The 23,213-nt window shown below is 61.7% G+C and carries 21 protein-coding genes; 9 read left to right on the top strand and 12 right to left on the bottom strand.

The window, feature by feature from the left end; translation table 11 throughout:
• Positions 1 to 4 precede the first annotated feature (4 nt).
• Genes ACRQHG_RS06955 through ACRQHG_RS06945 form a run of 3 tightly spaced genes read left to right on the top strand, consistent with a single transcriptional unit; the run spans position 5 to position 2,999 of the window.
• Complete coding sequence (locus ACRQHG_RS06955) at positions 5 to 673, top strand: L-ribulose-5-phosphate 4-epimerase (protein WP_026429007.1); 669 nt, start codon at positions 5 to 7, stop codon at positions 671 to 673.
• On the top strand, positions 670 to 1,617 hold the full coding sequence (locus tag ACRQHG_RS06950) for a sugar kinase (RefSeq protein WP_087070058.1): 948 nt from the start codon (positions 670 to 672) through the stop codon (positions 1,615 to 1,617). Before ACRQHG_RS06955 ends, ACRQHG_RS06950 begins: the two co-directional genes overlap by 4 nt.
• A gap of 29 nt (positions 1,618 to 1,646) precedes the next feature.
• The gene (locus ACRQHG_RS06945; RefSeq protein WP_087071139.1) at positions 1,647 to 2,999 is read left to right on the top strand and encodes an MFS transporter; all 1,353 of its coding nucleotides are present in this window, start codon (positions 1,647 to 1,649) and stop codon (positions 2,997 to 2,999) included.
• A gap of 201 nt (positions 3,000 to 3,200) precedes the next feature.
• Here ACRQHG_RS06945 and ACRQHG_RS06940 read toward each other — a convergent pair whose 3' ends face one another.
• The 5 genes from ACRQHG_RS06940 to gnd form a co-directional block, all read right to left on the bottom strand.
• Complete coding sequence (locus tag ACRQHG_RS06940; RefSeq protein ID WP_026429004.1) at positions 3,201 to 3,953, bottom strand: iron ABC transporter ATP-binding protein; 753 nt, start codon at positions 3,951 to 3,953, stop codon at positions 3,201 to 3,203.
• Positions 3,954 to 4,060: 107 nt separating this feature from the next.
• Positions 4,061 to 5,116, bottom strand: a complete 1,056-nt coding sequence (locus ACRQHG_RS06935; RefSeq protein ID WP_087070057.1) for an iron chelate uptake ABC transporter family permease subunit — start codon at positions 5,114 to 5,116, stop codon at positions 4,061 to 4,063.
• A complete protein-coding gene (locus tag ACRQHG_RS06930; RefSeq protein WP_026429002.1) occupies positions 5,113 to 6,114 on the bottom strand; it encodes an ABC transporter permease in 1,002 nt (333 codons plus the stop codon). The genes ACRQHG_RS06935 and ACRQHG_RS06930 overlap by 4 nt, the downstream gene beginning before the upstream one ends.
• A gap of 63 nt (positions 6,115 to 6,177) precedes the next feature.
• A complete protein-coding gene (locus ACRQHG_RS06925) occupies positions 6,178 to 7,230 on the bottom strand; it encodes a siderophore ABC transporter substrate-binding protein (protein ID WP_284896028.1) in 1,053 nt (350 codons plus the stop codon).
• A gap of 567 nt (positions 7,231 to 7,797) precedes the next feature.
• Entirely contained in the window at positions 7,798 to 9,255 is a 1,458-nt protein-coding gene (gene gnd, locus ACRQHG_RS06920) for an NADP-dependent phosphogluconate dehydrogenase (protein ID WP_284896030.1), read from the bottom strand.
• Between the two features lie 343 nt (positions 9,256 to 9,598).
• Between gnd and ACRQHG_RS06915 the strand changes: the two genes are divergently transcribed.
• The 4 genes from ACRQHG_RS06915 (at position 9,599) to ACRQHG_RS06900 (ending at position 11,843) form a co-directional block, all read left to right on the top strand.
• The gene (locus tag ACRQHG_RS06915) at positions 9,599 to 9,937 is read left to right on the top strand and encodes a helix-turn-helix domain-containing protein (RefSeq protein ID WP_026428999.1); all 339 of its coding nucleotides are present in this window, start codon (positions 9,599 to 9,601) and stop codon (positions 9,935 to 9,937) included.
• On the top strand, positions 9,934 to 10,704 hold the full coding sequence (locus tag ACRQHG_RS06910; protein WP_284896032.1) for an ImmA/IrrE family metallo-endopeptidase: 771 nt from the start codon (positions 9,934 to 9,936) through the stop codon (positions 10,702 to 10,704). Before ACRQHG_RS06915 ends, ACRQHG_RS06910 begins: the two co-directional genes overlap by 4 nt.
• On the top strand, positions 10,701 to 11,297 hold the full coding sequence (locus ACRQHG_RS06905) for a PIN domain-containing protein (RefSeq protein ID WP_284896035.1): 597 nt from the start codon (positions 10,701 to 10,703) through the stop codon (positions 11,295 to 11,297). Before ACRQHG_RS06910 ends, ACRQHG_RS06905 begins: the two co-directional genes overlap by 4 nt.
• 285 nt (positions 11,298 to 11,582) lie before the next feature.
• Positions 11,583 to 11,843 carry a hypothetical protein gene (locus ACRQHG_RS06900; RefSeq protein ID WP_284896036.1) on the top strand — a complete coding sequence of 87 codons (261 nt, stop codon included), beginning with the start codon at positions 11,583 to 11,585 and terminating at the stop codon, positions 11,841 to 11,843.
• 234 nt (positions 11,844 to 12,077) lie between these two features.
• On the opposite strand, the gene pgm is transcribed toward ACRQHG_RS06900, so the two are convergent.
• Both pgm and ACRQHG_RS06890 read right to left on the bottom strand, forming a co-directional pair.
• Entirely contained in the window at positions 12,078 to 13,748 is a 1,671-nt protein-coding gene (gene pgm, locus ACRQHG_RS06895; protein WP_284896039.1) for a phosphoglucomutase (alpha-D-glucose-1,6-bisphosphate-dependent), read from the bottom strand.
• On the bottom strand, positions 13,745 to 14,941 hold the full coding sequence (locus ACRQHG_RS06890) for a glutathione S-transferase family protein (RefSeq protein ID WP_284896041.1): 1,197 nt from the start codon (positions 14,939 to 14,941) through the stop codon (positions 13,745 to 13,747). Before ACRQHG_RS06890 ends, pgm begins: the two co-directional genes overlap by 4 nt.
• A 361-nt stretch (positions 14,942 to 15,302) precedes the next feature.
• Between ACRQHG_RS06890 and ACRQHG_RS06885 the strand changes: the two genes are divergently transcribed.
• Both ACRQHG_RS06885 and ACRQHG_RS06880 read left to right on the top strand, forming a co-directional pair.
• Complete coding sequence (locus ACRQHG_RS06885) at positions 15,303 to 15,527, top strand: hypothetical protein (protein WP_284896043.1); 225 nt, start codon at positions 15,303 to 15,305, stop codon at positions 15,525 to 15,527.
• Entirely contained in the window at positions 15,524 to 15,778 is a 255-nt protein-coding gene (locus ACRQHG_RS06880; RefSeq protein ID WP_274735777.1) for a hypothetical protein, read from the top strand. Before ACRQHG_RS06885 ends, ACRQHG_RS06880 begins: the two co-directional genes overlap by 4 nt.
• 61 nt (positions 15,779 to 15,839) lie before the next feature.
• Here the strand turns inward: ACRQHG_RS06880 and ACRQHG_RS06875 are convergent, their stop codons facing one another.
• The 5 genes from ACRQHG_RS06875 to ACRQHG_RS06855 form a co-directional block, all read right to left on the bottom strand.
• Positions 15,840 to 16,199 carry a fluoride efflux transporter FluC gene (locus ACRQHG_RS06875; protein WP_284896044.1) on the bottom strand — a complete coding sequence of 120 codons (360 nt, stop codon included), beginning with the start codon at positions 16,197 to 16,199 and terminating at the stop codon, positions 15,840 to 15,842.
• Positions 16,196 to 16,687, bottom strand: coding sequence for a fluoride efflux transporter FluC (locus tag ACRQHG_RS06870; RefSeq protein WP_284896152.1), 492 nt, complete (start codon positions 16,685 to 16,687; stop codon positions 16,196 to 16,198). The genes ACRQHG_RS06875 and ACRQHG_RS06870 overlap by 4 nt, the downstream gene beginning before the upstream one ends.
• A 64-nt stretch (positions 16,688 to 16,751) precedes the next feature.
• Positions 16,752 to 18,611, bottom strand: a complete 1,860-nt coding sequence (locus ACRQHG_RS06865; protein ID WP_284896046.1) for a DUF2079 domain-containing protein — start codon at positions 18,609 to 18,611, stop codon at positions 16,752 to 16,754.
• Complete coding sequence (locus tag ACRQHG_RS06860) at positions 18,574 to 20,304, bottom strand: DUF2079 domain-containing protein (RefSeq protein WP_284896047.1); 1,731 nt, start codon at positions 20,302 to 20,304, stop codon at positions 18,574 to 18,576. The genes ACRQHG_RS06865 and ACRQHG_RS06860 overlap by 38 nt, the downstream gene beginning before the upstream one ends.
• On the bottom strand, positions 20,304 to 23,132 hold the full coding sequence (locus ACRQHG_RS06855; protein ID WP_284896049.1) for a lysylphosphatidylglycerol synthase transmembrane domain-containing protein: 2,829 nt from the start codon (positions 23,130 to 23,132) through the stop codon (positions 20,304 to 20,306). Before ACRQHG_RS06855 ends, ACRQHG_RS06860 begins: the two co-directional genes overlap by 1 nt.
• Positions 23,133 to 23,213 lie beyond the last annotated feature (81 nt).

Below are 23,213 nucleotides of genomic sequence, written 5' to 3'. Positions count from 1 at the left end.
AACTATGCTCGAGCAATTACGCGAAGAAGTGTGTGCCGGCAACTTAGAACTACCACGTCACGGATTGGTTGCCTGGACAGGCGGGAACCTTTCCGCCATTGACGAGGAAACCGGCTACATCGTCATTAAACCCTCGGGGATGCGCTACGAAGACATGACACCCAAGGACATGGTGGTCGTGGCTCCCGACGGCCGGGTAGTGGAAGGGGAACACGGACCGTCCTCGGATACGAGCTCACATCTCTATATCTACCAACACAAAAAGGATGTCAAATCGGTCATTCATACTCATTCCCGCTACGCCACCGCATTTGCGGCGGTAGGGAAACCCATCCCCTGTTGCCTAACAGCCATCGCGGATGAATTCGGCGGCCCTATTCCTTGTGGAGGGTATGCCAGAATCGGCAGCGATGAAATCGGAGCGGAGGTCATCCGTTCCATCGGGGATTCCCCTGCCATATTGATGAAGCAGCATGGCGTGTTCACTATTGGTTCGTCTATTGCCAAGGCGCTACAAGCTGCTGTGATGGTAGAGGATGTGGCTCGCACCGTCGCGATCGCCACCGGCCTCGGGCAGATTGAGGATCTGCCAGCTGAGGAAGTATTAGCCAATCATGATCGTTACCAAAATCGGTACGGCACTATGAATGCAAGTTTAGGAGTTCGACAATGAAGTACGAATTAACCACCATTGGTGAAGGTCAGATTCGGCTGACCTGCCCCAAAGGAGAACACCTCGTTTCCTCCCGGGGATTAAAGATGACCGCCGCGTGTTCTGAAGCGAATGTTGCCGGATTACTGGCCCAGCTAGGCAAGAAAACGGCTTGGTGTACGGTACTGCCCGAAAGCGGCCTTTCCGAAAGGGTTCTCTCGGAATTCCGTTCGGCCGGGATCGACCTGTCTAACGTAGTGATGCGGAAAGAAGGGCGGGTGGCACTCTATTTCCTTGAACCAGGCGAGATGCCGCTACCCGGCAAGGTCACCTATGACCGTTTACACACCCCATTTCGGGACATTGACATCGACGATGTCAACTGGGATGACATGCTAGATACCAAGATGGTGTTCGTCACCGGTATCACTGCTGCTTTGACGGAAAAAACCGCTAAGGTATTGACCTACTTCGTTGATCAGGCCCATGAGCGGAAAATCAAAGTAGCGCTTGACGTCAACTACAGATCCCTCCTGTGGGACGGCGCCCAGGCACGTAAGGTGCTAGAACCGATTGCCCGGAAGTCTTCCATCGTGTTCTGTTCCCGCAGGGATGCTGGCTCGGTTTTCGGGCTCAAGGGTAGCGGCCCGCAAGTTTGCCACGACCTGCGCGAATTCCTCGAGGTTCCGGTGGTTGTTTCCACGGATCAACTGGACGGCACCTATTCTTCTACCGCTGAAGGCGAGAAGGTCTACGACGTGGAACGTGTGCCCGTGATGGATCGGCCCGGGGCCGGAGATTCCTTCGTAGGCGGTACCTTGTATGGCTATCTCAATGGCGATCTCGATGCCGGGGTACGGATTGGGATGCGAACCGCGAAGATCGCGCTAACACATCACGGTGACTTAACCCGTATCAGCCACGGCGAACTGGAAACTGCCGACAACTCTGACATCTTGCGCTAGAAGTGGCGACGTGTAAAGGAGAATTAATGATGAGTAGTTCTGTAACTGCAATGCAGCAAGTTGACTCCCGTCCGCTAACCCGCAACCAGCGCAGTTTGATCGGCATGACCGTGGTGGGTAACATTTCGGAGTTCTTCGATTTGTTCCTCATTGGCTTCGTCATCGCCCTGTTGATGAAAACTCCAGGCTGGGAACTCACCGGAATGCAAGCCGGCATCATCGGAGCGGCTTCCGGCGTGGGTACCGTAGTCGGAGCGATTATGTGGGGCCGCCTCGCCGACAGCTTCGGACGTAAAACCGCTTTCATTAGTTGCATCGTGGTTTTGGTGGTATTCACGGCTCTGTGTCTGACCATCACGCCCGGTCAATGGCTGTTACTGGCTCTCTACCGCGTTGGTGTGTGCATCGGGGTTGGGGGTCTGAACATCACTTCTATCCCCTATGTCCAGGAATTCGTTCCCGCGAAACAGCGTGGCTTACTCTCTGGTCTGACCTCGGTTTTCATTCCTCTGGGTATTTTCTTAGGGTCCTTGGCAACAAAGTTCCTCGGTGAACCCTTGGGATGGAAAGGACTCATTGCCCTGGGGTGTGTACCCGTTGTTCTCGTGGCGTGGGCCTTCTTCGTCCCGGAGTCGCCGCGCTACCTGGTGTCGCGCGGTCGGGTGGAAGATGCACGCAAGGCCTATGCCTGGGCACTCCAGATTCCCGTTGAAGAAGTGGGTGAGCTTCCTGTTTATGAACAAAAGCAAGCGGCATCATACGGAGTTATTTTCACCAAGTATCCCAAAGCGTTGGCGATTGTTACCTTTGGCTCCTTCTGTTTCATCTTAGGTTCCTTCACCATTCAGTCCTGGGGACAGGCCATCCTCGGCGAATCCTTCAAGTTCGATATCTCCACGGTGGTCTACATGTTCATGGGTGTTTCCCTGGCAGATCTGCTCGGACGCTTGGGCTCAGCGTGGATTTCTGACCGCATCGGGCGGCGCACAACCATGCTGATCTGGGGCGTCCTTGGCGGTATCGGCTGCCTAATTGCGGCCTTTGCCAGCCAAATGGATGGATACTCAGCCGGGATTATCTTCTTCATCGGCATCCTCATTGCCATGGCCTTTGGTGACGGCGCCTTCGGTATCTTGAACGCCTTCGGTGCCGAGCAATTCCCCAACGAGGCTCGCTCCACCGGGCTCGGCCTGGGGTACGGGATAGGTGCCACGGCAAAGATATTCGGTCCCTACATGGTGGGAGCGATGATCGGAGGAGGTAAACCGACCCCGGAAGTGGTTCTGGTGCCCTTCGTCATCTTCGCGGTATTGCTCTTCATCGGCGCGGGCATCTATATGTTCGCGAAAGAAACTAAGGCTTTGCAATTAGAAGAAGTCTAGTTTTCTTATGTCGCCATCCGTGATGGTGTAGCCTTGTGTTTCATCAAAGTCCTCCCGAGGAATGAACTGGCTAATTTGTCATTAACCAGGTTCACTCCTCGGGAGGTTCTGTATCAGGGTCAACGCAGGGCCTACATGAATGAAAATAATCTCCGTGCTGGGCCGTGCAATTCTCATTGCGCCCAGCACGCACGCCTCAGGCTAATAAATCGCGACCGGGCCGCAGGGGCCGGGGATCACGTCGATCTCCGCGTCGAAAATCGCGGAGAGGCGCTCCGGGGTCATAATATCCGCCGGGGTGCCGGCATCCATGACCACGCCTTCGCGCATGGCAATAATGCGATCCGAGTAGCGTGCCGCGAAATTAATATCGTGGATAACCAGCACGATGGTGCGGTGAAGCTCGTCCGCGGCCTGGCGCAGGTGGCGCATCATCTGCACCGAATGCGAAATATCCAAGTTATTGAGCGGCTCGTCCAGCAGCACGCAATCGGTTTCCTGGGTGAGGACCATCGCCACGTAGGCGCGCTGGCGCTGCCCACCGGAGAGCTCATCCAGGTAGCGCCCTTCCAGCTCGGTCAGCCCAAGGAAATCAATATAGCGGGAAATGATCTTCTCATCCTCGGCGGTCAGGCGCCCATTCGAATACGGGAAACGCCCGAAGCCGACCAGCTGACGCACCGTCAGGCGGGTAACGAAGTGATTTTCCTGGCGCAGAATCGCGAGAATCTTGGCAAGATCGGCGGATTTCGTCGTCGTCACATCAAGACCCGCCACCGCAATCGCGCCCGCGTCCATACGCATAAGCCGCCCAATCATCGTGAGTAGCGTGGACTTGCCCGCACCATTCGGACCCACCAGGGCCGTCACCCCGCCGTGCGGAATATCCAAGGTGACCGGGCCGATCCGCACCTCCGAACTGTAATCGCGGCGGGTGCCCTCCATACGGATCATCGGATCGGCGCAGCTCAGATCGGCCGCACGCAGATGCGGGGAGACCACCGGCGGCACCGGCGCGGGAACCTCAAGATGCGTGCCTGCTGTTTTCTTGCGGTGGCGCATTACAACCGCCCCTTTCTCAATACGACGACGAGGAACGTCAGGCCGCCCACCAGCTCAATAATGATGGAGACCACGCCTTCCGCCGAGAAAATATTTTTCATCACGAAGAAGCCACCCATGAGCACCGCGTAACCAATCACGGCGGCCATGGGGAAGAGGAAACGGTGATCGTAGGTATCCGCCGCCTGGTAGGTGAGGGTTGCCACGAGGAAACCGAAGAACGTCATCGGCCCCACCAGCGCCGTGGACACCGAGACCAGCACCGCGATAAGTGTGAGCGAAATGAGCAGCATCCGCAGGTGATTGACGCCCAGCGACACCGCCACATCGCGCCCCAGCGCAATCGCGTTGAGGGAACGCGAAATGAGGAGGAGCGCCAGGCCCGCCCCGAGCGCTAGCGGCAGCGCCGCCACGAACACATCCGAACGCGCATTCGCGATGGTGCCGAACATGCGCGCGGACAGCACATCAAATTCGGAGGGCGTGAGCATACGCTGCATAAACGCGGACAGTGAGCCCAAGCCAGTGCCGATAATAATGCCGATAAGCAGCATAATATGCAGGCTGCCGAGCTTACCGCGCAGCAGCCAGCCGTACAGCGCCAGCGCACACGCCACCATAATCGCCACCTGGATGAGGAAGGCCCGCACCCCGGTGAAAGCCACGAATCCGGCCACCCCGAAGAAGAAAATCGTGGAGGTGTGAATCACCGAATACAGCGACTCGAAACCCATAATCGACGGCGTAAGAATCCGGTTGGTGGTCACCGTCTGGAACGCGAGGGTGGCTAGCGACTGGCAAAAGGCCACCAGCAGAATCGAAAACACCGCCTCGGCTCGCATCCGGGTAATAATCCAGAAGCCCTCGCTTCCCACCGCCACCGGAATATTCCACACAAAATAGAGCGCGGTGAAAGCCACGCCGAGTAGCGCGATGCCGATGAGCAGCAGCCAGTAGCGCCGCCGCGCCCGCGGGGTCGCGAAGGCACCCGCGTGGCGGGGAGCTGCGCCCGTGGCACAAGATTTTTCGGGAGATTGTGGTACGACGACGCTCATGAGAGCCTCCGGCGCTGCCGCAGAATAAGGAAGATGAACACGGCCGCTCCCAGGGTGCCGAGGATCAGTGACACCGGGATTTCAAAGGGAGCGATGAGGGTGCGGGATACCAGGTCGCAGACCGTGAGGATCCCGGCCCCGAAAACGCACACCCAGGGGAGGTTGGAGCGCAGATCATCCCCGCGCAGCAGCGAAATAATATTGGGGACGATGAGCCCGAGGAAGGGAATGCGGCCGATCACCACGGTGACCACGCCGGTGGTCAGGGCGATCACCCCGGTGCCGAGCAGCACGATGAGGTTGTAATTCACGCCCAGGCCGGTGGCCACATCCTCACCCAGGCCCGCCACCGTGAGGCGGTCGGCCAGGATGAAAATAAGCACCGTGGCGATAAGAACGATCCACAGCGGTTCGTAGCGCCCGGCCACCACATTAGCGAAACTGCCCTGGAACCACACCCCTAGGGTTTGCAGGGTGTCAGTTTTGAGGGCGAAGAACGTGGAAATGGCGCTGACAACCGCGCCGAGCATAATCCCCACAATCGGCACAATCACCGAGGAGCGCAGCGTGACCCGGCGCAGCACCAGGAAGAAAATAATGGTGCCGATAAAAGCGAAAAGGATGGCGGCCAGCATCTGCTCGATAAGCGAGGTATGCGGGACCAGGAACATTACGACGAGCAGCCCGAGGCCGGCCCATTCGGTGGTGCCCGTGGTGGTGGGTTCCACGAATTTATTTTGGGTCAGCAGCTGCATAACCAGCCCGCACATGGCCATGGCGGCGCCGGCCAGCACCAGGGAGGCGGTGCGGGGGATGCGGGTGGCGAAGTACATGAATTCGCCACCTTCGTGCTCGGCGATATTGTAGGTGCCGGTGGTCATGGATAGGTAGACCAGGCCGGCCAGAATAATAATGCCGAGGGTCAGGGGCAGGGCGCGCAGCAGCCTGCTCGCGGTAGGTCTGCGTGAGGAAAGAGAACTCTGCGGTGGTGTTGTCATGGGCGTACATGCTGCGGGGGGCGGGTTCCCGGCCCCCGCAGGTTGGTTAGCCTCTAGCCTGAGCTACTTGGCGGCCTTGAAGGCCTTAGCCAGGTCGTTGAGGAATTCGATGTAGGTTTGCGGACCTTCATTGACGTAGGTATCCGCGGGCATGGTCAGGATCTGCTTCTTCTGCACCGCCGGCACATTGGCCATGGCGGGGGAGTTGGTTACCAGATCAGCACCGTGAGCTTCGTTGCCTTCGCCCACGCCGGCATCGCGGTCCATAATGAGGATCCACTCGGGGTTGGCCTGCGCCAGAGCTTCGTCGGAAACTTCGTCACCCTTGTGGTTCGAGGTTCCTTCACCCAGATCGAAGGCCGGGGTGAGGTTGAGGAGCGGGTAGAGCGGCCCGAGGGTACGGCCCACGCCCGGGGCGAGGTAACCCATCTTGCCACCGTTGGTGTTGATGGACAGCACCTTCTGGCCGGCCGGGTAGGCATCGCGCGCGGCGGCAATCGCGGCATCCAAGTCCGCGTTGAGCTTGGCGGCTTCCTTTTCCTTGCCGAAGATCTTGCCCAGATCCTCAACGTCCTTCTTCATGCCGTCCATGAGCAGTTCGCCGGACTTATTGGCGTCCGCATCCTGTTCTTCCTTGGGTAGCACGATATTCATATCGATAATCGCGGCGTTCGGAGCGGCAGCCTTGATCTTGTCATAATGCTGGGCGAAGCGCTGGCCCACAATAACCAGATCCGGGTTGGCCGCGGTAATCGCCTCGAAATTCGGTTCGCGGTGGTTGCCGATATTCACGACCGAGTCATCCTTGACGTACGGATCGTCCTTCGGCATCACATCCTTGGGGGCCGCGAGGAGCTTGACGCCCCATTCATGCAGGGTTTCGAAAGTGCGGTTATCCAGGGAAACCACGCGCTCCGGATTGACCGGAACTTCGTGGGTGCCGTGCGAATCCGTAATCGAAACGCTGCTGGGGGCTTCCGAGGTGGCCTCAGCGGCGGGTTCTGAAGCGGCGGCCGAAGGGGAGGAGGTATCCTTGGCCGAGTCATTGGAGCAAGCGCCCAGAGCGAGGGTGCCGGCAGCCACAAGCGCGAAAAAGCCGCGAACTGTCTTCTTCATCGTTTACCTTTGCGTAGAGTAAAAAATTGTTAGGGAAGGAAGTCCTAACCCATCCATGAGTGTACTTATACGGGACACCATAATTCAAGGCTATGTGCATAATGCGGCATTATGCCAGTTCCGCGCTGTGTATAGACCTTAACTAATATGGCATCTTTTGGAGACACTGTCACGGAACAGGGTTTCGGGGTGGTCGCGGTGCTGGCCCGCTAGGACCTCGGGCCGGCAGGCCGCGCGGTAGCGCGGCGTCGTCGTCGTGCTACGTAACGTTCCCGCGGACCGAGGCGGGGTAGAAGCACCTCGGCAGCAAGATGTGGAACGGATCTTGCCACCGAGGTGCAGTCGCTGTGGTGTATAGCCACTGGCGAGGGATAGTTATGCACCCCGTTGAGAATTCGGGAGGCCCGCGCCCGCGGTACTACTCTTCAAGGTTACGCTACCGAAGGTTAGTGCGGCGGGAACGGCGCCCCGGGATATGTCACATCTGTGGATAACTCAACAAACGTTGATTGGCCCCAGCACGCCCGGCCCTGGCGTTCTTAAACGCAGCTACTTAGCCCAGCTGGCCTAGTCCCAGCGCTCTTCCGGGCGAGCCGGATCCTGCCACACGGTGTGGAACACGCCCTCGGTATCGAGGCGGCGATAGGTATGCGCCCCGAAATAATCGCGCTGGGCCTGAATGAGATTGGCCGGGAGGCGTTCGGCGCGCACGCCGTCGTAGTAGGCCAGCGAGGACGCGAAGGCCGGGATCGGCACCCCGCGCTGCGCGGCGAATACCACAATCCGGCGCCAGGCCTCAACCGCCCCGGAAATCTCGGAGCTGAAATAGGGGTCGGCCAGGAGGAGCGGGAGATCGGGCTGGCGGGTGTAGGCCTCGGTGATGCGGTCCAGGAAAGCCGCGCGGATAATGCAGCCCGCGCGCCAAATCCGCGCCATCGCGCCCAGGTCAATGCCCCAGGAATTCTCCAGGGAACCCTTGCGGATGAGCTCGAAACCTTGGGAGTAGGCCACCATCTTGGAGGCGTAGAGGGCCAGGCGAATATCCTCGATGAAGCGCTCGCGATCCTCCACCGTGACCTCGGTGGTGTGCCCGGGCAGGGCGCGGCCGGCGGCGCGTTCGGCGGCGTCCCCGGACAGGCTGCGCGCGAAGGTTGCTTCGGCGATCCCGGTGGCGGGCACCCCGAAAGCAGCGGCGTTTTGCACGGTCCAGGCCCCGGTGCCCTTCTGGGCGGCGGCGTCCGCAATCACATCCACGAGCGCGGCGCCGGTGGTGGCATCGCGCTGGCGTAGCACCTCGGCGGTGATCTCAATGAGGTAGGAATCCAGTTCGGTGGAATTCCAGCGCTCGAAAACATCGCCAATCTCCGCGGCACTCATTCCCAGGGCGGTGCGCATAAGATCATAAGCTTCCGCGATGAGCTGCATATCCGCATATTCGATGCCGTTATGCACCATTTTCACGAAATGGCCGGCGCCGTTGGGGCCCACGTAGGTGCAGCACGGTTCGCCGTTCTTGCGCGCGGCAATCGCCTCAAACATGGGGCCCAGGCGATCATAGGATTCGCGGGTGCCGCCGGGCATAATCGAGGGGCCCTTGAGCGCGCCCTCTTCACCGCCGGAGACCCCGGTACCCACAAAATGCAGCCCGCGCGCGGAAATCTCTGCTTCGCGGCGCATGGTATCGGTGAAGAGTGAATTCCCGCAATCCACGATAATATCGCCCGGCTCCATGAGATCGGCGAGTTCCTCAATCACCGCATCGGTGGGCTTGCCTGCCTTGACCATAATAATGGCCACCCGCGGGCGGGCCAGCGAGGCCACAAAATCCGCCATGGATTCGCTCGGGTAGAACTCCCCTTCGCTGCCGTGCTCGGTCATCACCCGCTCGGTTTTCGCGGCGGTGCGATTGTGGATAGCAACTTTGTAGCCGCGGCTGGCGAGGTTACGGGCCAGATTCGAGCCCATCACCGCCATCCCGGTCACTCCGATATCTGCAACGCCAACGGGCGGGGTGGGAATAGACATGCGGCTCCTTCTTCTACGACTTCTCAGAACGCCTGATTGAGGTTTCTAACGGATCTATTCTAGAGTCCCGCGCGCGGATCGTGGATGCGTGTTCCGTTCGCTTCCGTGGTGTGCGTGCCGACTTGACGCCCGGGCCACCGCCACGGTGCCGGGCTCCGGTGCTGAGAGCGGGAAGAACGACGACGCCGCCACTGCCGCTCCCGCCCCTTCTGCCTCGGCTGCTGGCGGGGCGGCGCCACCCGCCCCGCGTCGTCGTAAGAAGTGTGCTGCGCGTTATTCCTACGGCGTCACGTTTCTGCAATACTGTGAGGTGAAGAACCACCATCCAACGAGGAGCCGCGCGATGGAACAGGTAAACGAATATGCCCTGGCGGTAGGTCAGCAGGTTAAAAAATACCGTGCCCACCAGGGGCTTAGCTGTGAAGACTTAAGCGGTAAAAGCGGCGTTGCTCTGCCTGTGCTCACCAGGCTTGAGGCAGGCATGGGAGACGTAAACGGGGCGGATGTTTTGCGCCTAGCGGCTGCGCTGGGCGTAGGGGTTGAGGCTATTTTTGGCCGAACACTGATCCAGGACGATATTACTTTTGCTGCGCGCCCGGGCGAAAAAGACGGCGCCATGAAAAAGATGCGTGATGCGGCTTTCGATTACTTCGCTGCTTTGCGTATGGTGACAGCACCATGAGTGCCGAAACTGATGGGAGTGGCGCGGCGCTCCGTCTCCGGGAAAAATTCGGTTTGGGCACTGATCCGATTAGCGACATTCTTGAGTTGCCGAAACTCCTCCACGTGGATGTTTTGTGTATCGCCGTAGGCGGTGACGAGCACGGTCTCACGGCGAGGGACGAAGAAAACGACTCTTTTGTTTTTGTTGTTAATAGCGCTCTGCCTTACGCGAGGTTTCGTTCGACAGTTGCTCATGAAATAGGGCATTTTGTCTTTCAAGAAGATCTCACTAGTGCAAAGAATCATGGCTATTCGGGGCCGTCGGAAACTCGCGCCCATGCCTTTGCTCGCCACTTGCTTTTACCGTTATCTGCCACCGAAACAATCTGCGCTCAGCAGTCCGGATATCCGAAGAAGGCGTGGCTCAATAGCCTTGTGCGGGGCTACGGTGTCTCGCCTCAAATTGCTGCCTTCCAGATGTCTAACGCTGGTCTGATTGGTTCGAAGGAACTCAGTGAGCTCAGGCAGTACTCCACGAGGAAGCTTGCGGAAGAATACGGGTGGATAAGTCAGTGTCATGCCCGGGAGGCTTCTGTTTCTCAATCTTCGCAAAGACCTCCGGTGTATTTACAAGAAAAAGCTAAGGAGGCGTTCGCGCAAGGAAAAGTTACCGCTGAAGTGGTAGCTGAGATTCTAGGAGTGGATGTGAGCGCTTTAGGTCCTCCACCTTCGGTTGTGCACCACGTCCCAGATATATCTAACGACGACATCTCTGGTTTGATGTGATTATCCTCTTCGACACCTGCTCCCTTTTGCATTTCTTGGCCTCCGGGGAGCATGGCATCCTCACTTCTTGGGCCAAGAAAAAGGGTGCGATCCTAGCGGTTTGCGAGCAGGTCGAGAAAGAACTTGTGCGGGTGATGGCACGCCCGAAGTTCGCTCGGACACTCGCGGATGCCTGTTGGCGGGAACTCCGAGGGAGTCTGACGGTTCTATCGGATTCAGTACTTTTGTCTCCGGCGATGAATCGGGCCATTACTGACATTTGTCGCCGCAATCGTCTCGACGGTAGACCTCCAGCTAAAATTCTTGAGGATGGAAACAACCTCGGAGAATTTCTCACTGCAAGCCACGCTCTTTACGCCGCGCGGCAGGGGGAGCTTGTGGTTGTTGTTATCGACGATAGATACGGCCGCCAACTTGTTTCCGTGGCGAAAACATATTTGCCACGCCCGAGTGCGGAAACCGGCTCAATTTTCGCTTCGTGTGTGAGGGACGTTGTCAATGCTGCGGATACTTCTTGGTTCAGCAGCGGTATAACCCCGGGCGAAGTACTAGCGCGAATGGAAGAGATTGAGCCTGTTCCCCGTTGGTTTTAGGATCTGGATGTTTGCCCATAGCAAAGCCATCAACTATTTAAGGACTAGGGATATCGCCAAAGATGACGGGGCGGGTGGCTGTGCCACCCCCCCCGCGTCGTCGTAAAAAGTGTGCTGCGCATAATGTATACCACGCCGCATTTTGCAATAGGCTGGGAGTAAGAGATTCTGTCGGTTTTTCAACCTGACTTGGCTCATCACCCACTGGCCCGGCCCGCGCCTCCACCTGCCGAAGTCTCGTCTTACCGCTCCCGAATCGAAGGATCTTCGCCTCCAATTGAACACGTGGAGAAGATCATGGCTGGCGAGCTTCCGGAAGACGACGCCGTTTTCAATGACCTCCACGACGGACTCAATTCCTTGACACTCTCGTCTAAGCCGTCCCGTTCTGAAGCGGCAGCACCACCCCGCAGTCAGCCGCCGCTAACAACCACTGGCAGCGGCGTTCACGAAGGCCAGTCGCGAGAGGTGGAAAAGGACCGGCCCTGGGCTCCCACCGAAGTGGGCAGCGGAACCGGTCATGTTGCGATCAGCTTAGCAAACTAATGCCCGGCATCCCAACAAAATAAATACTTTGATGAGAGCACGCGCCAGGCTCCGCCACGAGCCACCGCCCCGCTCCCTCATTCGCCCAGATTTCTGGAAGGCGCTTCGGGAATTGTCGGTCGCCGCACGGGGAAGAAGCTACCTGCCATTATTGGGCCGTTGGCAAGGGGACGGGGCGGGTGGCTGTGCCACCCGCCCCGCGTCGTCTTCATTCCTATGTAGTGACCTACTTATTTAGTTACCCAACGCGGCCGCAACCACGGCGCGTGCCTCCTCCTGGACTTGGGCCAGGTGCTCCGGGCCGCGGAAGGATTCGGCGTAAATCTTGTAGACATCCTCCGTGCCGGAAGGCCGGGCCGCAAACCACGCGTTTTCCGTGGTGACCTTGAGGCCGCCAATCGCCGCGTGGTTCCCGGGTGCCTCCACCAGCTTCGCGGTAATCGGCTCGCCGGCCAGTTCGGTGGCCGTGACGTCCGCCGGGGAAAGCTTGCCGAGCTTGGCTTTTTCTTCCTTCGTGGCCGGGGCGTCGATCCGGGCGTAAGCCGAGGAACCGTAGCGTTCCACCTGCTCATCGTGGAGCTGGGAGGGGGACTTGCCGGTCACCGCGGTGATTTCCGCCGCGAGCAGATCAAGCACAAGCCCGTCCTTATCCGTGGTCCACACCGAACCGTCCTTGCGGAGGAAGGAAGCGCCGGCGGATTCTTCCCCGCCGAAGCCGATCTCACCGCTCACCAGGCCGGATACGAACCACTTGAAGCCCACCGGGACCTCCACGAGGGTGCGGCCAATGCCGGCCACCACCCGGTCGATAAGCGAGGAGGACACCAGGGTCTTCCCGACGTTCACCCGCTCGGACCACTGCGGGCGGTGGGTGAAGAGGTATTCGATGGCCACCGCGAGGTAGTGGTTGGGGTTCATGAGGCCGGCGTCCGGGGTGACGATGCCGTGCCGGTCGGAATCGGCGTCGTTCCCGGTGGCGAGGTCATACGGGGCGCGGCCGCTCGCATCCGGTTCCATGCGGTGGAGCAGGCCCGCCATCGCGTAGGGCGAAGAGCAATCCATGCGGATCTTGCCGTCCCAATCCAGAGTCATGAAAGGCCAGGCCGGGTCCACCTCGGGATTGACCACGGTCAGGTTAATACCGTAGCGGTCCGCGATTTCCTGCCAGTATTCGGCCGAGGCGCCGCCCATCGGGTCCGCGCCAATGCGCACGCCCGCCTTGCGGATCGCCTCGAAATCAATGATGGTATCCAGCGCGGTGACATACGCATCGCGGAAATCGTAGGTGCCTACCTTCGTGACCGCATCCTCATAGGGCACGCGGGCGATGTTCTTCCACCCCGCGGCGATGAGTTCATTGGCCCGCGCCGCGATCCACTTCGTGGCATCGGTATCCGCCGGGCCGCCATTGGGCGGGTTGTACTTGAAGCCACCATCGCGCGGCGGGTTGTGGGACGGCGTAATAACGATGCCGTCCGCCAGGCCCGGGCCGTCCAGGCGCAGCGCGTGCGGGGCGCCGTTCGCCTCCAGGATGGCCAGCGAGACCGCCGGGGTGGGAGTCCACGAGCCGCGAGCATCCACCCGCACATCAGCGCCGTTGGCTACCAGCACCTCGATAGCGGTTTTTTCCGCTGGGAGGGACAGCCCGTGGGTATCACGGCCCACGAAAATGGGGCCGTCATAGCCTTGCTTGTTACGGTAGTCCACGATCGCCTGCGTGGTTGCCGCGATATGGGCTTCATTAAAGGCGCCATCGAAAGCTGAGCCACGATGGCCGGAAGTTCCGAAAACCACCTGCTGGAGGGGGTTAGTCGGATCGGGTTCGATATCGTAATATGCCGCCACCAGCTCATCAACATTGATGAGATCTTCGGGGCGGGCCGGGGTTCCTGCGCGTTCGTTCATACATTGAGTATCCCACGAATTGCGCTCCAATCGCGGGACTTGTTCCGCGGGTGGATAACATCGCCGTTGCTGCCGTGCGTGCGGCTGTGTTCGGTTCCCTGCGCACGGCTGTGCGCGGCTTCTGTGGCGCGCGCGAGTTCTTCGTGGATATTCCCCCAGTGCCCGGCGCGCGCGGCCAGTGGAACTTCCTCGCCGGGAGCAACCGGCCCGGGCGCGGTGGAGCGTTCCCCGCGGGTGGCCGGCCCACCAAAAGGCGAGCCTCCCAGGGCTGCGCGACCGTGCGGGCTGAGCCATCCGGAGGTATCCGGGCCCAGCGGCACGATCTGGTTGGGGTTCACGTCCAGATGAACCCGGTAATAATGCGAGGTGATGTGCTCAAAATCCACGGTGTCCCCGAACCCGGGGGTCTGGAAAAGATCGCGCGCGTAGGCCCAGAGCACCGGCATCTCGGTCAGTTTCTTTTCATTGCATTTAAAATGCCCGTGGTAGACGGCATCGAAACGCACCAGGGTGGTAAAGAGGCGCACATCCGCTTCGGTGATGTGGTCACCCATGAGGTAACGGCGGCCCTCCAGCAGCTCGGAAATATTGCGCAGCGCCGTGAAAAGGCGCAGGTAGGCGCGGTTATAGGACTCCTGACTGCCGGCGAAACCACAACGGTAGACGCCATTATTAATCTCGGTGTAGATATAGCGCATGAGCGCGTCCATGGGCTGGCGCAGTTCCGCGGGGTAGAGATCCGGGGCGCCCTCGCGGTGAAAATCGCGCCACTCGGTAGAAAAATCGAGCGTCATCTGCGCAAAATCATTTGTGGCGACGGCGCCGCTAGCAAGATCCACTAGGGCTGGAACCGTAATTCCCAAGGAGAAATTCGGGTCGCGGGCCAGGTAGGCATCCCGCAGGAAATGGATCCCGAGCACCGGATCCACCCCGCCCGCATCACGGTCAAAAATCCAGGACCGCTCATCGTGGGTGGGGCCGGGGATGCCCAGCGATATAGCATTTTCCAGCCCGAGCAAGCGGCGCACAATCAGCGTGCGATTCGCCCACGGGCAGGCGCGCGCCGCGATGAGGCGGTAACGCCCCGGCTCCACGGGGAAGCTGGCGCTGTCGCGGCTCACGCGCGTGGTGATATAGCGGGCGTCGCGGCTGTAGCCTTCGCCGCGGCGAGTGAATGTTGCTCCGATGGTCATATTCGCCTCCCTGCGCGTTGGTGAGTATGGGGTGTTGATCGGGGCATCGGTCTCTGACACCCCCTGATCGTTGAAGAATATATCAGATTGTGTGGGCGGGGGCCAGGCTTTCGCGCACCACGTGCTGCCGCCGCGGTTCGAGCCTGGCCTGTTGGCGGGTGGGTGGTATTTTCTGAGCTGTACTTCGTATGTGTTACGAGTGCAGTACAGGGGTGAAAACACGCAGGGCATCTGTGGAAAATAATGTGCTTTCTGGGGGATCTGAGGTTTATGTAATCGCGGGGTTATGTGTTGTGGAGATTCTCCATGCTCCTGGTAATTTTCGTTGACGTTCGGGGTTCTGGTAATTACTGTTGACAGTGTGGAGATAGAGGACAGCGCGTACCGGCACGGCATTGCAGCTGAAGATATTCGGCATGCCGCCCGTAATGCGATAAAAACGCATTACATGGACGGCTACGTGTTGATCATCGGGCCAAGCCAGTCTGGGCAACTGCTCGAACTGTGTATTAGCGATGATGACCGTATTTTCCACGCTATGAAAGCCCGTAAAAAATTTCTGCGACTGAAAGGCGATTTCTCGTGAAACGCTCTATTGAAGAGATGCTTGATGAAGTGGAAAACGCGAACGGTGGCGAGGGGCCAGATCCCATTGCGACCGTTGATGACCCGTATCTCGCGCAAGTTGCCGTGGCTCAAATTGAGCTACGAGCGGCGGACAATCGGCTAGACGCTGCGGTCGCTCGGGCTCGTGCCGCCGGTAAAACGTGGCAAGCCATTGGTGATGTTTTGGGTATGACACGCCAGGGTGCTAACCAGCGGTTTGCGGCCGCATAATCCTTGATGGCTTGAGTGTTCTGAACCAGGAGCTCGCCGGCTCTTGGTTTTCTACCCGGCTCTACCCGAGCGCCAGGCCGGCGAAGAACGCCGCGATGCCGAGGAGGAAATTCCCGAGCAGGAGGCTGATGCAGGCCCAGTAGCGGCGCTTTTCGAAGAGGCCGAGGGCGTCGGTCATCGCCGTCGAAAACGTAGTGAAACCACCCAAAAAACCGGTGGTGACGTAAAGACTGTACGGACCGATCCAGGCGGAAAGCGCCCCGCCGCCGGTTACTAGCCCGAAGAGGAAACAGCCGATCACATTCACCGTGAAAATCCCGGCCGGCCACGTCGGCTTGAGCCGTGCGGTGAGGAAAGAATCAAGAAGCCCGCGGCACAGGGCGCCCAGCCCGCCCGCTAGACCAAGAAGCAGGAGCGTCATGCCGCATCACCGCCCGTGCTCGTGTCCGTGTCCGTGTCCGTGGGCGGTGTACATGGTGCAGGTAACGTAGGCGGAGCCGGTAATGTGGGTGCGGCGGGTTGCGCGGGCGCCGCGAGGAAGTGCCGGCCCAGCGCTCGCCCGCAGGCCATCCCGGCAAAAGCCAGCAGGAAACCACCGAAAAGAGTGCCTCCCGCAGCCAGCCCGGCCAGCCGCGCCAGCTCGCCAGGCGCCCCGCTGAGGACCTCGCCGGTGGCCAAGTGGGCGCTGAGCGCCACGAAGCTCGAATAGGTGGTGAAACCACCGCAGAAACCGGTGCCGAGCAGCAGCCGCAACCGAGCCCCGTACCGGTGCACGCCCGTGGTGAAGAAACCGGTGATGAGGCCGAGGAGGAAAGACCCCGCGAGATTGACGATAATCGGCGCCGCCACGCTCGGGACGAGCGCGCGGGCTACCGTGCCGGCCCCGCCACCGAGGAAAACAAGGAGCAGCCCGGTCGCGTCGCGATAGAGCGGGCGAGCAGAAGACGCTGAGATAGATCTAGGTGCAGCCGTGTTATTTTCCTTCCTCGCGCGCGGGGGCTTCGCCGGGCAGCACGGTCACGTAGCCGCCTTTATCGCTAGCAATATGCCAGGTGCCCCCGAAGGTGGTGCTAGCCCAGTCGAGAATCTGCTGCGCATCCCCGTGGTTGGCCTTCGATTGAGGCGCGAAGACCACCGCGTTCGCCCCGGCATTCCCGCGGGTTCCCTCCCAGTACACCGTATTATTCGGCACCAGGTAGGCCAGCATGTGTATATCAGTAACCACGTGGGAACCATCCGGCACCGCGGCCAGGGCTTCCCGCGCGCCGGCTCGCTCCTCCGCGCTCGCTCCGTCGTAACGTCCCTGGATCCACCAGCCCACCGCGTTCGCGCGGGTACCGACCAGCGTGGCAATCACGCTGGCGGCCAACGCGAGCACGATCAAGCCGCGCTTGACGTGCCCGCTGCGCGTGGCACGTTCGCTGCCCGTGGCACGTTCACTGCGCGTGGCACGTTCGCTGCCCGTGGCGCATTCACCGCACGGGGTGCACTCGCCGCGCGGGGAGCACTCGCCATGCGTCGCGTGCTCGGCATGCTCACGCCGTGCCCGAAGCCATACAGAACGCTCCAGCCGCCCCAGCCCATCCAGCAGCGCGATGGTGGCAATCGGCATGAGCACAGCGGAATAATGCCAGTCCAGCCCCCAGTAGAACTCCACGTTTCCCGTGAAACGCCAGGCCAGAGTCGGGAGCATGAGCAGAATCCACGGGCTGGCTAGGCCCACCACTCCGGCGCTGCCCAGCAGCACCGCCAGGGTCATCAGCTTCGTAGCCGCTCCGGTGAAAAGCCCAGCATCGCCCGTGAGGCGATCCGTGTAGTCCCAGGCGCCATCCGGATTGAAAGCCGGCAGCAGCACCCAGATAGAAAGTACAAACCACACCGCGCCCCATATCGCCAGGCCCACCGCCCAGCGCCCCGCGGGGCTCGCCCAGACCGTCCGAGCTCGCGCACTCCGAGTTCGCGCCGCCGTGGCGGCGCCGTCGTCGTGCTGCTCCGTTACGCCCTGCACCGTTTCCGTGACGTTGCGGCCTGCGCCCGGTGCGCTACCGTTCTGCCCCGCTACGCCGCAAACCGCCCGCCTCTGCGCGAAAAACTCCGCCAGTAGCGCGGCCGCACCGAAAGCGATCAACGTGAGGCCGAGGTCTTCCTTCACGAAGACGAGCGTTCCGAGCGGGAGCGCGGCGCGCCGGTAGCGGCCCCCCACCCAGGCCGTCAGCCCGTAGGCGAGGAGGGGCACCGCGAAGGCGATCTCGTGGAATTGCGCGGCCACCGCGGCCGATAGCCCCCAGGACACCGCGTAGAGCAGGCCGAAAGCAGTTCCCGCCCCGGCCCCGCAGCGTGCCCGCGCCAGGCGGGTGAGTGGAATCGCGGAGATTGCGAAGAGCGCGTTTTGCACAATAAGCAGGGTGGCGCCGCTGGGCCACAGCGCGAAAATCGGGCCGAGCACCACCAGGATGGGATGGAAATGATCGCCCCACAGGTTGAAGCCGGGGCCTTTAATATCCACGGTGGGTGCTTCGAGATGCGCGTAACGCTGGGCGAGCTGCGTGAAAATGCCCAGATCCCAGGAGGAGGTTTGCATAGAAGCCCACTGGTACAGCGAAAAAGCGGTAAAAAGAATGAAGCTGAGGAGCGCCACCAGGTAGGGAACCGGGTCGGTGCGCAGCGGGCGGTACCAGGTCGCGGTGCGAGCCAGCTTCATGCGGGTGCCTCCCGTGCGGTGCGATACCAATACGCGGCGCGGCACCGGCATGCGGCGCGAAACTGCCGTGCGGCGAGCCATCATCATGCGTTCCTCACCTTCCGTCCGTGCCGTCGCGAGCCACCACCACATAGCCGGCGTCCTCCGTGACAATATGCCACTGCCCGCCAACTTTCGCGGTAATCCACGCCACCACCTGGGCGCCGTCGCCGTGGTTGAGCCGGTTGGAGAACACCACCGTGTCAATATATGCGCCGCCGTAGCTGTGCTCCCAGTACACGGTATTGCCCGGCACCACGTAGGCCATCATGACCACGTCGGCGAGGATATGCCGCCCGGTGCCTGCCGCCGCCACCGCCGCGCGGGCCCCGTCGCGCTGCTCGGCGGTTTGGCTGGCGCCGTAATCGGAAAAATACACGTATTGCTGGGTATTGGAGCGCCCCGTGAGCCACGAGCCGAAGCCGTTAGAGGCGGTGCCGAGCACACTGGAGGCGAGCGCGAGGGCGAGGGCCGCCGCGGCCAGGCGCGGGCGGCGAGCCAGCACACCTAAAGTTTCGTGCTGTGTGGTTGCGGCCGCGGGAGCTTCAGATTCTTGCGCCTCCGGTGGTGGTACGACGACGCCGCGCGCGCCCGCCCGCGCGAGCCCATCGGTCAGCGCGACGGCGATTATCGGCGCGAGCACCGCCGAATAATGCCACAGAATTGTCCAGTAGTAGGGGTTATCCCCCGCGAAGCGCCAGGCGAGAGTGGGCAGCAGCAGCGCCGCCCACGGGCTGCGCAGCCCCACGATTCCCAGGGCGGCCACGATATAGCAGAGGGTGCCCCAGCGGTTAGGCTCGAGGATCATGCTCGCCAGGTTGAGGCCTTCGCGCACCCGCCCGGCGTAGTCCCACTGCCCGGAATTATTGAAAGCCGGGAGGATGACCTGGGTGGCGGCCAGGAACCAGGCGGTGCCCCAGGCGGCCAGGAAGGCGCCAATGCCGGCCATCTCGGGCCAGTCGCGCGCGCCGTGGCCGCCGCACTGCCCTGCGCTGCCGGCCGCAGCCACGCCACCGGTGCTGGACGCACCGCCGTGCCCGCGCGCTCCGCGCCAGCTGAGCAGCGCCACCAGCACCCCGAAGCAGGCCACCGTGAGGCCGAGGTCCTCCTTGACGAAAACCAGCAGGGAGATGAGCACGGCGGCGCTCCGGTAGCGGCCCTCCAGCCAGGCTGTCAGCCCGAAAGCGAGCAAGGGCACCGCGAAGGCGATTTCGTGGAATTGCACCACGAGCGCGGACGTGAGCCCCCAGCTGGCCGCGTAGGCCACCCCGATGAGGGTGCCCGGCACAGCCCCCACCCGCGCTCGGGCAAAACGCGCGATGGGATACACCGAGATCCCGAAAAGCACCGCTTGCAGGGTGAGCAGACTCAACCCCGATGGCCAGAGCCAGAACAGCGGCCCGGTCAGCAGCAAAATGGGATGGAAATGATCGCCCCACAGGTTGAAGCCCGGGCCTTTAATATCCACGATGGGTGGGAATTGCCAGCGGGCGTACTGGTCGGCCAGCTGGGTGAAAATACCCTGATCCCACGAAGGAGAGGAGAAGTTCACCCAGGTATACCAGGAAAAGAACATGTACACGGCGAAAGCTCCCGCGGCCAGGAGCAGCGCCGTCGTATCACAGTGGGTGCGCGCCCACGCGAGTACCGCGCGCGGCGCCCACGCGCGCACCGGTGCCCTTCGGGAATATGCCCGCACCCCGCGCGCGTCCAGCTCCCGCACCCCGCGCACTTCTAGCTCCCGCACCCCGCGCGCGTCCAGCTCCCGCGCCGGCCCGCCGCGCATTAGATAATGTCCTTCTTCTGGAGGTGGCGCAGCGCGAACCAGCCGATGGGTACCCGCGCCCAGAAGGTGAGCAGGCGGTACAGGATCGCGGTGGAGAAGGCCACCGAATACGGTAGGCCCGCGATGGTGAGTCCGCCGGTGAGGGCCGCTTCCACCGGGCCGATACCACCGGGGGAGGGCACCAGGGAGCCCACCGAATTAGAAACCAGGTAGGTGATCGCGAGGGTGACCACCGGCAGGGTCTCGCCGAAGGCCGCCAGGGAGAAACCGAAGGCCGCCACGAAACTCACCGTCATGAGGAGCGAACCTCCGAAACCGGCGAGAATCCGGGACGGGTGGGTGGCCAGCCACACCACGCGCGGCCACACCTGCTCGATGGTGGGGCGCACCAGCTCAATGACCTTGCGGCGCAGCGGGCGAATGAAGTAGACGGCCGCGCCCAGGGCCGCCACCGCCGCCACGATGAGCATCACGGAGGTGCTCGGGATGGAAAGATTCCCGAAGTCGCCGGTGAGCAGCCCGAGGGCCAATAGCAGCAGCACCGTGGTAATAAATTGCGCGATCTGCACCAGGGACACCGTGGCCACCGCGACCGGGGTGGCCACCTGGTTGCGTTGCAGGTAGCGCAAATTGAGAGCGAGCGGCCCGATACCGGCCGGCATAACCAGCCCCAGCACCGAGGCGGCGATCTGCACCTCGCTGGTTTCCCACAGCGGCAGGCGTTCGGCCGTGTAGGCCTTCAGGCACAGCGCCGCGCCCACGTACGTTGCGAAACTGGCGATAAAGGCGGCGAGCATCCACCACGGGTTGGCGTTGCGAATCGTTTCTTGCAGCTCGGTGAAATTAATGGAGCCGAGCAGAATAAAGATGGCAAGCACCCCGATGACGATGGTAATAATCGTCTTCGCGGAGAATTTACGCAGCTGGATGGTTTGGGTGGCGGTGCCCATATCCTGCGGGAGGACCTCCAGGAGCACCTCGCGCATGCGCTGCACGCCCTTTTTATCCTCGAGTTCGGCCAGGGTTTGCGCCGGCATAATGGTGCGCTGGATCGTCGGGGCCACCGAGGAAAGCCGGTCGCGGGAAATGCAGCGCAGCGCGGAAGCGACGGCGCGCTCCGGGCCCACCGCCACCGCCTGGAGCAGGTACAGCTGCGCCAAATCAATATGCCGGGAAAGTTCATTGGAAGAAAAACTGCCGTTGCGCCAGTGGGTGATGAGGGCTTCATCCCCGCGCACCGCGACCACCCCGGCGCGAATATCGTGGTGGGTGAGCCCGCGTGCGTGCGCGCGTTCGAGCGTGGACCACATGGAGTCCAGTGCCGCGTCGGAGATATCTTCCGGCTCCAGATCCGTGAGGGGAACGGCCTCGATATCAGCAAAAGCGACGACGGCGGACGCGCCAGCCGCCGCGTAATGTGCATCGCGCCGTGGGGCCACCCCGGCGTTCACCGCGAGGGCTTCCATGAGGAGGGTGCGTTCGGCAGTTTCCTCCACGTTATCCCCGGTCCGCTGGGTGACCTGAGTGAGGGTGGCTCGCTGCCAGGCACTGGCCAGGCGCCCGAGGACCGCACGATCCGAGTCAATGAGGGCGGCAACGTAATGGGCGCCGTCGGCCAAAGTAACCACGTAGTGGCGGGAATTGACGTCCCCGATAAGCGGGCGGACCTCGTGGCGGGCCCGGGCGATGAGGGCGCGCACGTTAATATCGTCCTCCGGTTCGCCCAGCTGGTAGGCGCCCGCCGCGCTCGCGGGGAGTGCGCCCTCGGTTTCCGCGCCCGCGTCGGCGGCGAAAGCGGCGTTGGTCTGCGCGCTGCGGCCGGTATCGCCGCCCATTCCGCTGTGGCCGGTGAGCGCCTCGCGCAGTTCTTTGAGAATCGCGGTATCCACATATCCGAGCGGGCCGGTTACGGGAACGGACCACGCGTGCATATCGGCGTCGTCGCCCGCATCCACGCGGATAATGCTGCGTGCGTCCAGGCCGGCGCGTCGAATAAGAGTGACGACGGCGGCGCCGGTGGCGCGGTCGGGCGAATCCCCAAAAGCGTAGAGCGCGAAATAGCCGCAGGCCATCCCCACGAATACGGTGGTGAGCGCGCCGGTCAGGGTTTGGGCGCCCTGGAGCACGGACAGCACCAGCACGATTCCCAGCGCCCACCAGCCGGTGCGCACCAGCCGGCCCTGACGTTCGGAAGCGGCCACCACCAGGATGGTGGCGATAATCGAAACGTAGGGGAGCATGCCCACGGCGGCCTGTTCTTGGATGGTATCCGAGAGGTCGATGGTGATTTGCGAGGTGGGCATGAAACGCTCGAAAAGCCACAGGGAACCGTAGCAGATGGCGAGTGCGCCGGCCATGGCGACTAGCGCGGTCACGAGGGTGCGCCAGCGCCGGTAGCGGATGATATCGAAGAAAAGCAGGAGGGGGAGGAAAAGCGAGACGAGGCCCTCGAGCACGTTAATAGGCATGGAGAAAATGGTGCGGAGGGTATCCGGGGCGGCGTTGGCGACGTCGTGCGTGACGGCCACGGTGGTGGTGTAGCCGAAGCGGGAGATGAGGAGCATCCCGGCGATGGCCAGGGTGAAGAGGATGCCGCGCAGCAGGTTGGCGGGGCGGCGGGTCCAGCGCGCGATTTCGTCCACGAGGAGGACGCGGTGCACGGCGGGCTCGGCGGGTTCGGCAGGTTCGGTGTGCTCCTCAAGGGAAGTTTCCGCAAGCGCCGGTGAAGCGGCGGAAACGGAAGCGGGCGCTTCGGGCGCGCTTACCGCAGCCGGGGCGGCTTCTACCTCCGCCGGCTGGACCGGGCTCGTTTCCTCGTTGTGGCGCACCAGCCCAGTCTAGTTGATAGGTATTAGTTTCTCCTGTGACCTGGCGCGGTTATTCGGTGGGCGCGGTGCCGGTCGCGGTGC

This window comes from Actinotignum vesiculae, from assembly GCF_051267215.1.
Lineage (GTDB): Bacteria > Actinomycetota > Actinomycetes > Actinomycetales > Actinomycetaceae > Actinotignum > Actinotignum schaalii.
The sequence above is the reverse complement of the archived record's forward strand: the minus strand, read 5'-3'. Positions and strand labels throughout refer to the sequence as shown.

Excerpts from the sequence above, each read along its gene's own strand:
- ACRQHG_RS06955 (WP_026429007.1), top strand. The coding sequence starts at position 5 with ATGCTCGAGCAATTACGCGAAGAAGTGTGTGCCGGCAACTTAGAACTA.
- ACRQHG_RS06950 (WP_087070058.1), top strand. The coding sequence starts at position 670 with ATGAAGTACGAATTAACCACCATTGGTGAAGGTCAGATTCGGCTGACC.
- ACRQHG_RS06945 (WP_087071139.1), top strand. The coding sequence starts at position 1,647 with ATGAGTAGTTCTGTAACTGCAATGCAGCAAGTTGACTCCCGTCCGCTA.
- ACRQHG_RS06940 (WP_026429004.1), bottom strand. The coding sequence starts at position 3,953 with ATGATCCGTATGGAGGGCACCCGCCGCGATTACAGTTCGGAGGTGCGG.
- ACRQHG_RS06935 (WP_087070057.1), bottom strand. The coding sequence starts at position 5,116 with ATGAGCGTCGTCGTACCACAATCTCCCGAAAAATCTTGTGCCACGGGC.
- ACRQHG_RS06930 (WP_026429002.1), bottom strand. The coding sequence starts at position 6,114 with ATGACAACACCACCGCAGAGTTCTCTTTCCTCACGCAGACCTACCGCG.
- ACRQHG_RS06925 (WP_284896028.1), bottom strand. The coding sequence starts at position 7,230 with ATGAAGAAGACAGTTCGCGGCTTTTTCGCGCTTGTGGCTGCCGGCACC.
- gnd (WP_284896030.1), bottom strand. The coding sequence starts at position 9,255 with ATGTCTATTCCCACCCCGCCCGTTGGCGTTGCAGATATCGGAGTGACC.
- ACRQHG_RS06915 (WP_026428999.1), top strand. The coding sequence starts at position 9,599 with ATGGAACAGGTAAACGAATATGCCCTGGCGGTAGGTCAGCAGGTTAAA.
- ACRQHG_RS06910 (WP_284896032.1), top strand. The coding sequence starts at position 9,934 with ATGAGTGCCGAAACTGATGGGAGTGGCGCGGCGCTCCGTCTCCGGGAA.
- pgm (WP_284896039.1), bottom strand. The coding sequence starts at position 13,748 with ATGAACGAACGCGCAGGAACCCCGGCCCGCCCCGAAGATCTCATCAAT.
- ACRQHG_RS06890 (WP_284896041.1), bottom strand. The coding sequence starts at position 14,941 with ATGACCATCGGAGCAACATTCACTCGCCGCGGCGAAGGCTACAGCCGC.
- ACRQHG_RS06875 (WP_284896044.1), bottom strand. The coding sequence starts at position 16,199 with ATGACGCTCCTGCTTCTTGGTCTAGCGGGCGGGCTGGGCGCCCTGTGC.
- ACRQHG_RS06865 (WP_284896046.1), bottom strand. The coding sequence starts at position 18,611 with ATGTGGTGGTGGCTCGCGACGGCACGGACGGAAGGTGAGGAACGCATG.
- ACRQHG_RS06860 (WP_284896047.1), bottom strand. The coding sequence starts at position 20,304 with ATGCGCGGCGGGCCGGCGCGGGAGCTGGACGCGCGCGGGGTGCGGGAG.